This is a genomic window from Pseudovibrio axinellae (genome assembly GCF_900110875.1).
GTDB lineage: Bacteria > Pseudomonadota > Alphaproteobacteria > Rhizobiales > Stappiaceae > Pseudovibrio > Pseudovibrio axinellae.
In genome coordinates, this window is sequence record NZ_FOFM01000006.1 from 55,860 (window position 1) to 69,990 (window position 14,131).

At 53.0% G+C, this 14,131-nt stretch carries 10 protein-coding genes; all 10 read right to left on the bottom strand.

What is annotated here, in order from left to right:
* Positions 1-5: 5 nt before the first annotated feature.
* From ftsA to BMZ51_RS14010, 10 genes are read right to left on the bottom strand one after another with little or no spacing between them, the layout of a single operon-like run.
* The gene (ftsA, locus tag BMZ51_RS13965; protein WP_068002413.1) at positions 6-1,328 is read right to left on the bottom strand and encodes a cell division protein FtsA; all 1,323 of its coding nucleotides are present in this window, start codon (positions 1,326-1,328) and stop codon (positions 6-8) included.
* Positions 1,325-2,239, bottom strand: coding sequence for a cell division protein FtsQ/DivIB (locus tag BMZ51_RS13970; RefSeq protein WP_208979479.1), 915 nt, complete (start codon positions 2,237-2,239; stop codon positions 1,325-1,327). The genes ftsA and BMZ51_RS13970 overlap by 4 nt, the downstream gene beginning before the upstream one ends.
* The gene (locus BMZ51_RS13975; RefSeq protein WP_068002416.1) at positions 2,227-3,153 is read right to left on the bottom strand and encodes a D-alanine--D-alanine ligase; all 927 of its coding nucleotides are present in this window, start codon (positions 3,151-3,153) and stop codon (positions 2,227-2,229) included. The genes BMZ51_RS13970 and BMZ51_RS13975 overlap by 13 nt, the downstream gene beginning before the upstream one ends.
* Before the next feature lie 46 nt (positions 3,154-3,199).
* Positions 3,200-4,174, bottom strand: coding sequence for a UDP-N-acetylmuramate dehydrogenase (murB, locus tag BMZ51_RS13980; RefSeq protein WP_068002418.1), 975 nt, complete (start codon positions 4,172-4,174; stop codon positions 3,200-3,202).
* Entirely contained in the window at positions 4,171-5,592 is a 1,422-nt protein-coding gene (gene murC / locus BMZ51_RS13985) for a UDP-N-acetylmuramate--L-alanine ligase (protein ID WP_068002422.1), read from the bottom strand. The genes murB and murC overlap by 4 nt, the downstream gene beginning before the upstream one ends.
* Positions 5,589-6,713: an undecaprenyldiphospho-muramoylpentapeptide beta-N-acetylglucosaminyltransferase gene (murG, locus tag BMZ51_RS13990; protein WP_068002425.1), complete on the bottom strand. Its 1,125-nt coding sequence runs from the start codon at positions 6,711-6,713 to the stop codon at positions 5,589-5,591. Before murG ends, murC begins: the two co-directional genes overlap by 4 nt.
* Before the next feature lie 27 nt (positions 6,714-6,740).
* Positions 6,741-7,898: an FtsW/RodA/SpoVE family cell cycle protein gene (locus BMZ51_RS13995; protein ID WP_068002428.1), complete on the bottom strand. Its 1,158-nt coding sequence runs from the start codon at positions 7,896-7,898 to the stop codon at positions 6,741-6,743.
* Positions 7,898-9,298, bottom strand: a complete 1,401-nt coding sequence (gene murD / locus BMZ51_RS14000) for a UDP-N-acetylmuramoyl-L-alanine--D-glutamate ligase (RefSeq protein WP_068002432.1) — start codon at positions 9,296-9,298, stop codon at positions 7,898-7,900. Before murD ends, BMZ51_RS13995 begins: the two co-directional genes overlap by 1 nt.
* An 11-nt stretch (positions 9,299-9,309) precedes the next feature.
* Positions 9,310-10,395 (bottom strand): phospho-N-acetylmuramoyl-pentapeptide-transferase, encoded by a 1,086-nt coding sequence (gene mraY, locus BMZ51_RS14005; RefSeq protein WP_068002435.1) that lies wholly within the window; start codon positions 10,393-10,395, stop codon positions 9,310-9,312.
* Positions 10,396-10,405: 10 nt separating this feature from the next.
* A complete protein-coding gene (locus BMZ51_RS14010; RefSeq protein ID WP_068002439.1) occupies positions 10,406-14,026 on the bottom strand; it encodes a UDP-N-acetylmuramoylalanyl-D-glutamyl-2,6-diaminopimelate--D-alanyl-D-alanine ligase in 3,621 nt (1,206 codons plus the stop codon).
* Positions 14,027-14,131 lie beyond the last annotated feature (105 nt).

Sequence of the window (14,131 nt, forward strand, 5' to 3'; positions counted from 1 at the left end):
CCCCGCTAGAAACTTTCTCTAATCCACTGACCAACCCGAGCCAGATAGCTCCCGCGCCCCGTAAGGCCACGGCGTTGGTGCCGGGGTTCGAATTGTTCAATCTGCGCAACCTGCGGATAAATCAGCAAGCCCACAGCCGCCGAGAAAGCCGGTCCTTTGGCTTCCTCTGGCAAACCGGAAATACCAAGCGGGCGTCCAAGACGCACGTTACGTCCAAGAATGCGTCGTGCTGTTTCAGAAAGGCCAGTCAACTGACTACCCCCACCTGTCAGCACAACACGTTTCCCCACTCGGCCCGCAAAACCGGAAGCGACAATCCGGTCTCGCACCATTTCCAATATCTCTTCAACGCGCGGGCGAATAACCCGCGTCAGCATCGCCCGTGGAATCTGCGTTGGCAAATCACCATCTGTATCAACAGGCGGCACCTGAATAAAATCACGGTCGTCAACCACACTAGGCAGCGCCGAACCATGCAAAACCTTTAGGCGCTCGGCAGCTTCCATACGTGTAGAAAGCGCCCGCGCCACATCCATCGTCACGTGATTGCCGCCAACAGCCAGCGCATCCAAATGCACCATCTGACCATCAACGAAAATCGAAATCGTGGTTGTACCCCCGCCCATGTCGATGCAGGCCACACCCAACTCGGTCTCATCTTCTACCAGCGTGGAAAGGCCCGCCGCATAAGGCGTTGCAACCAGCGATTCAACCTGCAAATGGCCCCGTTCGATGCAAAGCTCCAGATTACGCACGGGCGGCACCTCAGCAGAAACCACCTGCATATCCACGCCCAGCTTGCGTCCCAGCATACCGCGCGGATCACGAATGCCCCGGTTACCATCCAGCCCATACGAAATCGGCAGCGCATGCATCACCGCCCGGCCTTCCGTTGCCGTATGCGTTGAGCCAGCAGCCAGCACCCTTTGAATATCGGCTTCAGTAACCCCTTCAGTCCTGAGCGGTACAGTGGCAGAGAAGATTTCACTTTGCAGACGACCACAACTGACGGTCACCAGTAAAGTTTCCACCATCACACCGGCCATACGCTCAGCTTGATCAACGGCCCGGCGGATCGCTTGCTCCGCCTGGTCCATGTCAACCACAACGCCTGACTTCATACCTGCTGAGGCTTGATAGCCATATCCAAGCACCTCAATGCCATGGCTACGACCCGGCATCAGGTCTTCCTCATCACCAGGCACCAATTTCGCTATAATACAGCACACTTTCGTGGAGCCGACGTCCAGCACAGAAACCACAACAGATCTGCGGCTTGGTAAAGGCCGCATACGCGGGAGGAAAATCACGTTTTTCTTAGAACTCATGTGTCCCTCCCTGTTCTGGAAGGGTTGGTCCGTTGTTCGATGGTGGTTTGGCGGCGAAGTGCAGCATCGTCTGAAAGGCGCACCACCACACGATCTTGCAGGCGCAGATCAACGGCCACAATATCGCGGGAGAGCAAGGCGCCCTGTTCATCTAGCTTCTTCAGCTCAGCCAAGGCATCTCCGACATCAAACTCAGGCAAGCGCACGGTAATTCCGTTTTCCATCGCAAGATCCCAGCGGCGCTCAGAACGCAGCTGTGCAGCACGCACCCGCGCACGAATACCAGGGAACTTGTTCAACTCGCTCATAATCTCACTGGCACGCAACTGCGCCCCATGATTGACCACGCGAAGCAAATTGGCATAACGGCCGTCCACTTCATCTGTAATCACTTCACCCTTTTTGGTGATAACAGACGTAATATCCCCGCGCTGCCAGAGCACATAAGGCTCCTGCTCTTTAATCAGAACCCGCAGCGTTCCAGGGAAGAATTTTTGGATCGAGGCACTGCGTATCCAGGCAATGTCCTCCAAACGGTCTTTTGCTTCGCCAGCGTCAAACAAAAGCAATGACGGGCGCTCCTGAAGTTCAAGCGCTTCCAGCACCTGAAACTCCGTAACGCGTTGCAAACCTTCCATTGTGATCTCATTCACCGCAAAACCGGCAGCAGACGTAACTGATTCGCTCACATCTCGGGCGTGCCCACCTAGCGCAATGCCGTATCCGGCGGCCAAAACCAGGAAGCCGATCGCACTCGCCGTTGGCGCCCAAGACGGGATAACTGCAAAAAATCCAGTGACCTCCCAAGCGGGTCTCTGGTGCAAACGCGACACGCCACGACTTCTGAAGCGATAGCTCCAGATGCCTGTGCGTTCCCGCAATGCATCAAATTTTGCCTTTATCTTCCGCAACTTGCGTCCTCCACGATCCAACTCACCAACTCTTGAAAATCATGGCCGGCATGTGCCGCGATTTCCGGGAGCAATGATGTTGGCGTCATGCCGGGTTGAGTGTTCACTTCAAGACAAATCAGTTCTCCAAGGCCGCCCGGTCCTTCGTCAAAACGAAAGTCGGCACGTGTCACGCCGCGACACCCCAGAGCCTGATGGGCCCTCAGACTTGATTCTTGTATTTCTTGGTAAACAGATGGTAAAATTTCCGCAGGAAGTATGTGTTGTGAACCGCCTGGGACGTATTTTGCATCATAATCGTAGTAGGCGTGGCCCAATGGCACAATTTCCAGCACACCTAACGCAACGTCACCCATCACCGCACAGGTCAATTCGCGTCCTGGGATGTAACGCTCGACCATAAGCAACTCACCAAAATCCCAATCATCACGTGTCAATTCCTGCGGAGGGTACTCTTGCCCCTCCTTCACAATCAGCACGCCGAAGGACGAACCCTCGTTGATTGGCTTGATCACATAAGGTGGTTCCATCACATGGCGGCGCGCAGCATCAGCGCGGCTGACAACCATTGCATTGGCAACTGGCACACCAGCCGCTTTCATCACAGCCTTCGCTTTTTCCTTATGCATGGCAAGCGCAGAGGACATCACACCAGAGTGGGTGTACGGGATATCGAGAACTTCCAAAATACCCTGAATAGCCCCATCTTCACCAAATGGGCCATGCAATGCATTAAAAGCAACGTCCGGCTTCAGCTCTTGAAGTACCGCGCTAATGTTGCGGTCAACATCCACACGCGTGATCTGATAACCAGCCGCTTCCAGCGCGTCTGCACAGTCTTTGCCCGAAGACAGAGAGACAGGCCGCTCAGCAACCCATCCGCCCATCAAAACTGCAACATGCTTGGTCATCATAAAACCCAATCTTGATTAAAACACCGAAAGCAACACGAATAAGCAGCTAAACCACTTTGCCCAAAAAGGGCTGTATTTCTGCACCCTGCACAAACTTGCCCAGACGTTTAATTTCCCATTCCAGACGTGTCCCCGTTTTCTCCAGAGCCTCAGAACGAACCTGCTCGCCAAGCCATTCCAGGTCGTGGGCAGTAGCGTCGGAAACATTCAACATAAAGTTGCAGTGCAATTCCGACATTTTTGCGCCGCCGACCTGCAATCCACGACAGCCAGCAGCATCAACTGTCCTCCAGGCGCTGCTTCCCTCAGGATTTTTGAAAGTCGAACCACCTGTCTTCTCACGAATTGGCTGCGCCTTTTCACGATGGGCACCAACCTCGGCCATTTCTGCCCGAATCTCGTCTTCCTTCTGCGCACGCCCTGCAAACACTGCACTGGTAAAAATAAGGTCCTTCGACGCAAAGGAGTGCCGATAGGCATAACCCATTTCCTCATTGGAAAGAGTAACTATTTCGCCAGATCGTGTGACTGCGTTAACGTTAACAACAAGGTCTTTGGTTTCACTGCCGTGAGCGCCTGCATTCATACGCAGCGCTCCACCAACGGCACCGGGAATACCGGTATAAAACGCAAATCCGCCTGTTCCGCTTTTGGCTGCCTCTTCAGCAAGCTTCTTATCTGGTACACAGGCCCCTGCCAGTAGTTTGTGCCCACCCAGATATTCAACCTGACCAAAGCCACGGATCGGCAGACGGATAACCACGCCTTCAATCCCACCATCACGTACCAGCAGATTGGAGCCAAGCCCAACGACAGTCACAGGCACATCGTCAGGCAATGCTTTTAAGAACACGGCAAGGTCAGCTTCATCAGCTGGCTGGAACATCAGCTGCGCAGGCCCACCAACACGAAACCACGTCACAGCAGAAAGCAGCTGATTTGGGATCAAGCGACCACGAATATCGTCAAGGCTATCACCCAGAAGCGGTGTCAGATCAGGGTAGTTTACGGCCTGGCTCATACATTCACCCCGTGAGGAGAAAGAGCTTCAAGTTCCTTCGGCAGCTTGTAAGCCCATTGAGTAATGTTACCAGCACCGAGGCAGAGAACGATATCACCCGGCTCAGCAAGATCTGCAATTTTTGCAGCCAGTTCATCCGGCCCGGTGATACTGTGAACAGACCGGTGCCCGCCTGACTTAAGACCTGATACCAGATCTGCCTGATTAGCACCGTCAATTGGCTGCTCGCCCGCAGCAAACACAGGGGCAATAATCACCCGGTCCGCATCGTTAAAGCAGGCACAAAAATCATCAAACAAGCTTTCAAGGCGTGTAAAGCGATGCGGCTGCATCACGGCGATCACTTTACCGTCGCTTGCCTCACGCGCTGCATGAAGCACAGATTTAATCTCGACAGGATGGTGGCCGTAATCATCGAAGATTTCAACGCCGTTCCAGGTGCCGGTATGTGTAAAGCGACGCTTCACACCACCAAATGAGGCCAGGCCGTTGCGAATACACTCCCCCGAAATGCCCAGAGTATGCGCCAGGGCGATGGCAGCCGTCGCATTGGAAACATTATGTAGACCCGGCATAGGCAGCACGAGGTCTTTCAGCTCAATAACCTTATTGCCGCGCCTGTCATGAATGGTGACAGTAAAGATAGACTTGCTACCCTTGGTCGAGACATCCGTGAACCGAATATCAGATTGCGGGTTGGTGCCGTATGTGATGATCCGGCGGTCTTCAATCTGACCCACAAGGCTCTGAACCTCAGGGTGATCCAAGCACATAACAGCAAAGCCGTAGAATGGAACATTCTCAACAAACTGCGCAAACGCAGCCCGAACCCCATCAAAATCGCCGTAGTGATCAAGGTGCTCAGGATCGATGTTGGTCACAACAGCAATATCAGCCGGCAGTTTGACGAAGGTGCCATCAGACTCATCGGCCTCAACCACCATCCAGTCACCCTCGCCCATACGAGCATTGGTTCCATAAGCGTTGATGATACCACCATTGATAACGGTAGGGTCTATATCCCCAGCATCCAGCAGCGCCGCAACCATAGAAGTTGTCGTCGTCTTGCCATGAGTGCCGCCAATAGCAATTGCCTGCTTAAAGCGCATCAGTTCTGCAAGCATTTCTGCGCGGCGCACAACTGGCATGTTCTTTTCGCGTGCAGCCTTCAGCTCAACATTGCCGCCTTTGATAGCAGAGGAGATCACGCAAATATCAGCGCCTTCAAGGTTTTCGGCATTATGCCCGACCATCACCTTGATGCCCTTTTCACGCAAACGCAGAACGTTTGCGTTTTCAGACATGTCTGAGCCTTGCACCCGGTACCCAAGATTATGCAGAACTTCTGCAATCCCGCTCATTCCAATGCCGCCGATACCGACGAAGTGCACACCTCCAATGTCTACTGGCATTTTCATGAGGTAGTCTCTTTCTGTAGGGTTGCCGGAACAGAGCCGACAAGTGTTTCAGTTAGATCTGCAAGGCGCTGCACAGCTTCAGGCGCGCCCTGCGCCAAAGCTGCTTGTGCTGCCTGAGAAAGCTGGCCAGGGTTATCCATAAGCTCTTTCAGCTCGCGGGCCAGTCGTTGCGGATCCAGTTCTTTTTGTGCGATCGGCCATGCCCCACCTGCGTCTGCCAGCACCTCGGCATTTCGGCCCTGATCATTATCCAACGAGCCGGGCAGCGGAACCAGAATGGACGGGCGTCCGATGGCGGCCAGTTCACATACAGTACCAGCACCAGAACGGCTAATAACAAGGTGCGCAGCAGCGATACGCTCGGGTAGATCGGTAAAGAAGGAAGCAACTTGCGCAGCAACCCCCATTTCCCGATAAGCAGCCTCAACAGTTGCAACATCTTCCGGGCGCGCTTGTTGGACAATCACCAACCGCTCGCGGTCCTTGGCATCCATCAGTTTAAGCGCTTCAGGCACAACTTGAGAAAACACGCGCGCGCCTTGCGAACCACCAAACACCAGAAGATGGAAGGCTCCGCCTTCTTCTGGCGCGTTGAAAGCCTGCCCACAAACTGCAATCACATTGTCACGCAGCGGATTTCCCGTCATGCTCGCTTTTGCTGAAAGATCTGCTGGCAGCGTTTTCAGCGGAAAGCTGGTTGCAACAGCATTTGCGCCCTTAGCAAGCATCCGGTTTGCCCGCCCCATCACAGCATTAGCTTCATGCAAAATGGAAGGTACACCAAGGAGCCGCGCTGCAAACATTGGCGGAAACGTCGGGTATCCACCAAATCCAACAATTGCAGCAGGCTTGGCTGCGCGAATTGCTTTCATAGCCTGCAAAGTCCCCAGACCCAACTTCACAGCTGTTTTCATCAAAGAAATAGGGTTCTTGCTACGAATGGTATCGCTCTTAACCAGATGAACTCTGTCAGCTGGAAATCCACTGCCGTACTTATCAGCACGGCTGTCGGTGATAAGCTCAACACCATACCCACGGCGCTTCAGCTCACTGGCTAGCGCTTGTGCAGGAAACAGGTGACCACCTGAACCTCCAGCTGTGAGCATAATCTTAGGCTTCATTTCATTCTCCGACACAGGCAAAACTCTTTAGGCGTGCTGCACAGGGGCAGAACGGGAAACTGTAATAATCGGGTTCTTGCGTGGCTGAGGACGTTTGCGCGTCAACGCCAGAACAAAACCCATCGTGAGGGAAATCGCCATCAACGACGACACCCCAGAAGAAATCAGCGGAAGCGTCATCCCTTTGGATGGCATGAGGTTGAGATTCACGGCCATATTGATGCAGCTTTGCAACCCAAACATCACAATCAGACCGGAAGAGGCAAGACGGCCAAACGGATCCTGATCCTGCGTTGACATATGGAGGCCCCGAAGCACCACAAACGCAAACACCGTCACCAGCAAAACGCAAACAATGATGCCGTATTCCTCAGCAGCGACAGCAAAGACGAAATCCGTGTGACTATCAGGCAGGATGCGCTTCACCGTACCTTCACCCACGCCGCGCCCCAGCCAGCCACCTGCGATGAAAGAGTCAATCGCCTTATCAATTTGGTAGGTATCACCAGAAGTAGGGTCCAGAAAACGCATGATACGCCCGCGAACGTGCGGCAGATATGTAAATCCGGCTACAACGCCCAAAACCCCAGAAATGCCAAGCGGAACAATTGCAAACCACGAAAGCCCATTGAGGAAGAACAAAGCAAACAGCACAATGGTCAGCAGCATCGTCTGACCAAAATCAGGCTGGGCAATCAGCATCGCCGCCACAATTCCAAACAGAATAATGGAAAGCAGTTGCCCCGGAATATCCTGTGCTTTGCGCCCTTCTGACAACAAAAACGCAACAATGACCACAAGTGCTGGCTTGATGAACTCTGAGGGCTGGATTGAAACACCGAACAGGCTGACCCAGCGCCGAGCCCCTTTGATGTCTGCCCCAAAGAACAACGTACCAAGCAGCAAAACCAGCATTGCGCAGAACACCAGTAAGGCGACCCGTCGCACATACCTTGGCGACAGAGCAGAAATGCCCAGCATCAATGCGATACTTGGGACGAGGAACATGGCCTGTTTCTTCACAAAGTAAAAGCTCTCAAGCCCGATACGCTCGGCAACAGGAGGGCTTGCGGCCAAAGACAGAACCAGACCCGAGACCATAAGCGTAAAAATGCCAATCAGCATGTAACGATCAATCGTCCAAAGCCATTCAGCAAAAGCACTGCGATCTGTACGAGAAACCATTAGCGTGTCCCCTCATCCTTCAGCACCTGGGCAGCAGCGATCGCCGCGCTCTCAAATGCATCACCGCGAATTTCAAAATTCTGGAACTGGTCGAAAGATGCGCATCCCGGGGACAGCAAAACTACCGCCTCCTCGCACGCGTCCTGTCCAGCATCACGCGCAGCAGCTTCAACGGCAGCCTCAAGGCTTCCAAACTTTTGTGCGCCGACAGCTCCGCCAAGCTGCTGTTCAAACTCCTCAGCTGCCTCACCAATCAGGTACGCTCGGACAACCTTCGGGAAATAGGATTGAAGCGACGAAATACCACCTGCTTTCGCGCGACCACCTGCGATCCAATAAATCCGGTCAAATGCTGCCAGCGCATGAGCAGCAGCTTCTGCATTCGTCGCCTTGCTGTCGTTCACAAACAAAACATTGCCAGCCTGAGCAACGGGTTTCATCCGGTGGGCAAGACCGGGGAAACTAAGCAAAGCGCCAGAGATTTCCTCCAGCTCAAGACCAAGCGCACCACACACCGCAATAGCAGCGGCTGCATTTTGTCCGTTGTGAGAGCCGCGAAGGGAGTTGGATGAGGACAAGTCCACAACCTCAACGCCCTCGCCTTCAAACACCTCGTAGACGTGACCGTTTTGGGCGTAAACACCTGTCTCAACCGCATTTTGACAGGAGATGCATTCAACCGCTTGGTCGCGATCCATCAGGCGCTGAGCGATAGCTGCACTCATCTCATCATCAACGCCCACCACAGCCAGTCGCGCCGCTTTAACAACGCGCTCTTTAATAGAGGCGTAGTGATCCATATCCCCATGGCGATCCAAATGATCTGGCGACAGGTTCAATAAAACGCCGATATCAGGTGCAAGGCTTGGTGCAAGGTCAATCTGGTAAGAGGAAACCTCAATCACATAAACACTGTCTTCAGAAAGGCTTTCAAGATCAAGAACCGGACGGCCAATATTGCCCCCCATCTGCACATCCATTCCACACTCACTCAAAAGATGTGAAATCAATGCAGTGGTCGTCGACTTACCGTTGGTTCCTGTGATGGCGACAAAAGCAGCTTCAGGACACGTGGCCTCGCGCTCATTCACAAACAGCTCGATATCGCCAATGACCGATACTCCAGCCTCCTGCGCCCGAACCACAACCCAATGCGGCTGCGGGTGAGTAAGCGGCACACCTGGAGCAACAATCAGCGCTTCATAACGCGACATATCTGCTTCTCGCAGATCGATAATCGCCAGCCCTTGCTCTTCAGCAGCAGCAACACGCTCTGTGCTGTCGTCCCACACATCAACACGAGCCCCACCAGCCTCAAGCGCACGTGCAGTTGCAAGCCCGGACCCGCCAAGCCCAAACAGTGCAACTTCTTTGCCAGCCAAATGCCGAATGGGGATCATATCATTCTCTCCTAGCGCAGTTTCAGTGTGGCAAGCCCGACCAGAGCCAGCACAACAGCAATAATCCAGAAGCGAATAACCACCTGACTTTCAGTCCAGCCCAGATGCTCAAAATGATGGTGAATAGGTGCCATGCGGAACACACGCTTCCCCGTCAGCTTGAAAGAAGCAACCTGAACGATCACAGAAACAGCTTCCAGCACAAACAGGCCGCCAATGATCGCCAGAACAATCTCGTGTTTTGTTGCAACTGCGATCGCGCCCAGCATTCCGCCCAGAGCAAGGGAACCGGTATCCCCCATGAAGATTGCAGCAGGAGGCGCATTAAACCACAAGAACCCAAGGCCAGCGCCAATCACAGCACCACACAGCACCGCAAGCTCACCAGTTCCGCGCACATGATGGATCTGCAGATACTCAGAAAACACCGCATTACCGGTCAGGTATGCCACCAACCCGAAAGAGGCGGCAGCAATCATCACAGGCACAATTGCCAAGCCATCTAAACCATCAGTCAGGTTCACCGCATTGCCCGCGCCAACAACCACAAAGGCAGCGAATGGGATGAAGAACAAACCAAGGTTCAGCGTCAACTCTTTGAAGAACGGAAAGCCGATACTCGTAGAAAATGGCTCAGCATCCAACAACGTCACAGCAAAAGCTGCGATTCCGGCAATCAAAAACTCAAGTCCTAAACGCGCCTTACCACCAAAGCCTTTATGGGAGGATTTGGTGACCTTAAGATAATCATCATAAAAGCCGATAAGACCGAAACCAACCGTCACACCAAGTACGATCCACGTATATGGATTACGCAAATCTGCCCAAAGCAACGTCGCAACGATCATTCCCGAAAGGATCATCAGGCCGCCCATGGTTGGCGTACCTTTTTTGGTCAACAAATGACTTGCAGGTCCATCTTCACGAATAGGCTGGCCATGCCCCTGACGCAACCGGAGCGCAGCAATAATGCGAGGGCCGAACAAAAACACAAAGAGCAGCGCAGTCATAATGGCGCCGCCAGTACGGAACGTAATGTATTTAAATACGTTGAGAGCTGAGAAGTGTGGGGCCAGCTCTCCTAGCAAGTATAGCATTTATACAACCTCAGGACTCACCGGCAGCAGCCGGTTCAGGAAAACGTTTCTTCAAAGCATCCACCAATGGCCCCATACGGGTACCCAGGGAGCCCTTTATCATGACGATATCGTTGGGACGCACGTCCGACAGCAGCTGTTTTTCCAGTTTGTCGGAGGTCTCTGAATAGGCGCCTCTGGAGTGTGCAGGCAACCGTTCCCACAGCACCTTCATGTGAGTACCCACACAATAAACCATATCGATCTTGCCAAGCTCTAATTCACGCGCAAGGTCCGCGTGCAACTTATCAGTATCTGCACCTAATTCGAGCATATCGCCCAAAACAGCAACGCGGCGTCCGTTCTTGGCAACAGGCAGCTCAGCAACCAGCTTGATGGCTGCTTTCATGCTTGCAGGGTTTGCGTTGTAGCTCTCGTCAATCAGCAGCGCAGTCCCACCATTCACATCCAGCACACTCTGCGCACCGCGCCCTTTTGGCGCCGACATATCCGCCAGCGCAAGGCCCGCAAACGCAAGGTTGGCACCCAGCTCCATCACGCCCGTCAATACGCCCAGTGAGTTGATGACATGGTGAACACCAGGAGCGCCAATTTTGTAGGAGATTTCCTGTCCCAAAATGCTGGCATTCAAGCAAGAGCAATCCGGATTAACAGCCACTTTTTTAGCAACGGATTGCGCTCCGGGCTGCATACCAAAGCTGACAATGTTCCTCACACCCGCAACAGCGGCCAGATAACGCAACAAATCATATTGTCTGTTATCGCGGTTCAAGATGGCGACACCACCGCGTTCAATGCCAGAAAAGATCTCGGCTTTTGCGCGGGCGATGTCCTCAACAGAGTTAAACGCTTCCAGATGTACCGGCTCAACTGTGGTTACAATCGCAACATGTGGACGCACCATCTTCACAAGGGGCGTGATTTCGCCGCGATGGTTCATGCCAATCTCGAAAATACCAAATTCGGTATCTGCATGCATACGCGCAAGCGTGAGGGGCACCCCCCAATGATTGTTAAAACTGGCAACAGGAGCATGGGTGAAACCAGACTTAGACAAACAAAGCCGTAAGGCTTCTTTCGTTCCCGTCTTACCAACAGAGCCAGTCACTGCAATGATACGTGCTTTTGTACGTGCACGAGCAGCAATACCTAGCCGCTCAAGTGCCTTCAGCACATCAGCAACCGCAACGTACCGGCCACCCTCTGGCAGTTCTCCGAGCTTTTCGCGTGAGACAACCGCAACACAGGCCCCCGCCTCAACTGCGTCCATTGCAAAAGAGTGCCCGTCAAAGTTTTCGCCTTTGATGGAGAAGTACGCTTCCCCTTTTTGAACACTGCGACTGTCAATGGATATGCCCGTAATATCAGAACTCACATCACCATGAACATCACCATCCACGGCTTCAAGAAAATCAGCAAGCGTCCATAGTGGCCCACGATCAATATCAGGCAGTTCAATCATTTGCTGCTCATATTCCGACTTAACTTCTGGATCCAGTAGGTTGATGTGAGGGACGATAGTCCAGTCAGGCTTGTCTATTGCGGACTTGGGTAAAAGTGTTTTCGCAAGTGCTTTTTTAATGTTTACAGGAGCAACTGCAGCCGGAACGCTCAAAGTAAGATCTGGCTTACTCGGCGCGTCAGGCTCAGCTACGATTTCAGGCTCAACAAAAACGTCTGGCTCTGAATCCTGCGATACATCGTCAATTGCAACTTGCGCAACCTCCTGAGCACTGTCATCCGCAACAATTTCGCCGGCTTCGCTTGCCTCTAATTCACTAAGTATCTCGTCTTCAAGTGCCTCTTGGGAGACAAGAGTGTCGTCCGCAGTGCTTTGCGCATCCAGATCATGGTCAGAGCCGTCTTTATGCATGTGCCCAGTATCGACCAGTTCCTCACGCTTAGACGTATCACCTTCAGATAACAGTCGATCCGCATCTTTCTGGTCAATGTCCTCACCAGAAACAGGAACTTCGAACTCTTTGAAACCGTCTTTGACGGCAGCAAGAAGCGCTTCATCATCAAGCGCTTCATCATCAAGCGCCTCAGCATTATCTTCAGCCCCGTCATCTGCAAGCAGGTCCATCTCACTCAAATCAAGAGAAAGTTCTGGGGTACCCTCTTGTGATGACACAGGAAGCCCACTTTCCTCAGCCGCCAATGCAAGTGCACTGCGCGCCTCGTCATGATCAGAAAAAGGTAAAACCTCAGTCCCGACAATCTGTCCGGTTTCATGACCTTTGCCAGCTATGCAAAGCACGTCGCCGTCTTGCAACATGCCAACGGCCTGTCGGATAGCAAGCGCTCGATCACCAATCTCAAGTGCGCCGGGGCAAGCAGCAACAATCTCAGCACGAATGCTATCAGCATCTTCAGTACGCGGATTATCATCTGTAACGATAGAAACGTCAGCAAGGCGCGACGAGATTTCTCCCATCAACGCTCGTTTTCCTGTATCACGGTCGCCGCCACAGCCAAATACACTGATCAGTCGTCCTGAAGCGAACGGACGCAGCGCTGCAAGTACATTTTCCAAGGCCTCTGGTTTGTGAGCGTAGTCAACAAACACCAAAGCACCGTTCTCACGTGAGCCAACATGCTCAATGCGTCCCGGCGCACCCTGCAACACAGTAAGAGCTTCCAAAGCAATTTGCAGCGGCACGCCTGCGCTAATTGCCAATCCCGCAGCCATCAAAGCATTGGAAACCTGGAAATCACCCGCCAGAGGCAGCGCTACAGAAAACACACCTTCGCTCGTTTCAAGCTGAAGGACCTGACTAAAGCCCTCAGGCTCGACACTTAGTAGCTTAAGATTATCTCCGAAGAAGCCAACCGTAAAGATCTTAAGGCTTCGCTCTTCTGCAACTGCCAAAACGCGGTCGGCGAATTGTGTTTCCGGATCAACAACAATCACACCATCAGCAGGTAGAATTTCCTTAAACAAACGCAGTTTGGCGTTTAAATATTCTTCGATGGTCGCATGGTAGTCCATGTGATCACGGCCAAGGTTGGTGAACCCAGCTGCAACAATGCGCACACCATCAAGACGATGCTGGTCAAGCCCGTGGCTCGACGCTTCCATCGCCGCATGCGTGACCCCGTCCTCGACAAGTTGCTTGAGGTCTTCATGCAGCGATACCGGATCAGGCGTCGTCAAGCCACCATAGCTTTGGCCTGTGGAGGTGACTGTACCAATTGTTCCAAGACTTGCAGAGACATGACCTGCGTATTCAAAGATCTGCCGCACAAACACAGCCACTGACGTTTTGCCAGCCGTGCCGGTCACTGCGACCATCCTCTCAGGCTGCGCTCCCGAGAACCTGGCAGCCATCAATGCCAGCTCTTTGCGCGCATCGATTGCAGCGATCAAAGAAACCGTCTGAGCCTGCGCACGCACCTCATCAGTAATCCGCTCAGCATCAATCAGAACAGCAGCAGCACCTGCCTCTACAGCTTGCGGTATAAACTTGGCGCCATCAACTTTAGCCCCGCTCACCGCAGCAAACACAAAACCGGGCTTCACTGCCCGGCTATCCGCAGTAAGTCCTGAAATGACGACAACAGAATCCCCATCCGGGCCATCAGCACCGGCGAATTCTATCTCTTGATTTGTAAGGTCTTTTAGCAACATGGCGTCGATATGTCCGGCCTATGAGACATGAATGTGGCAAAGTAGCATTGAAGGATAATTGTCATCAAATTTCCCCAAATAGACCGTGGATTGCCTCATTCACCT

Coding starts and splice junctions, on each gene's coding strand:
- mraY (WP_068002435.1), bottom strand. CDS start 10,395: ATGCTATACTTGCTAGGAGAGCTGGCCCCACACTTCTCAGCTCTCAAC.
- murD (WP_068002432.1), bottom strand. CDS start 9,298: ATGATCCCCATTCGGCATTTGGCTGGCAAAGAAGTTGCACTGTTTGGG.
- BMZ51_RS13975 (WP_068002416.1), bottom strand. CDS start 3,153: ATGATGACCAAGCATGTTGCAGTTTTGATGGGCGGATGGGTTGCTGAG.
- BMZ51_RS14010 (WP_068002439.1), bottom strand. CDS start 14,026: ATGTTGCTAAAAGACCTTACAAATCAAGAGATAGAATTCGCCGGTGCT.
- murB (WP_068002418.1), bottom strand. CDS start 4,174: ATGAGCCAGGCCGTAAACTACCCTGATCTGACACCGCTTCTGGGTGAT.
- murG (WP_068002425.1), bottom strand. CDS start 6,713: ATGAAGCCTAAGATTATGCTCACAGCTGGAGGTTCAGGTGGTCACCTG.
- BMZ51_RS13995 (WP_068002428.1), bottom strand. CDS start 7,898: ATGGTTTCTCGTACAGATCGCAGTGCTTTTGCTGAATGGCTTTGGACG.
- murC (WP_068002422.1), bottom strand. CDS start 5,592: ATGAAAATGCCAGTAGACATTGGAGGTGTGCACTTCGTCGGTATCGGC.
- ftsA (WP_068002413.1), bottom strand. CDS start 1,328: ATGAGTTCTAAGAAAAACGTGATTTTCCTCCCGCGTATGCGGCCTTTA.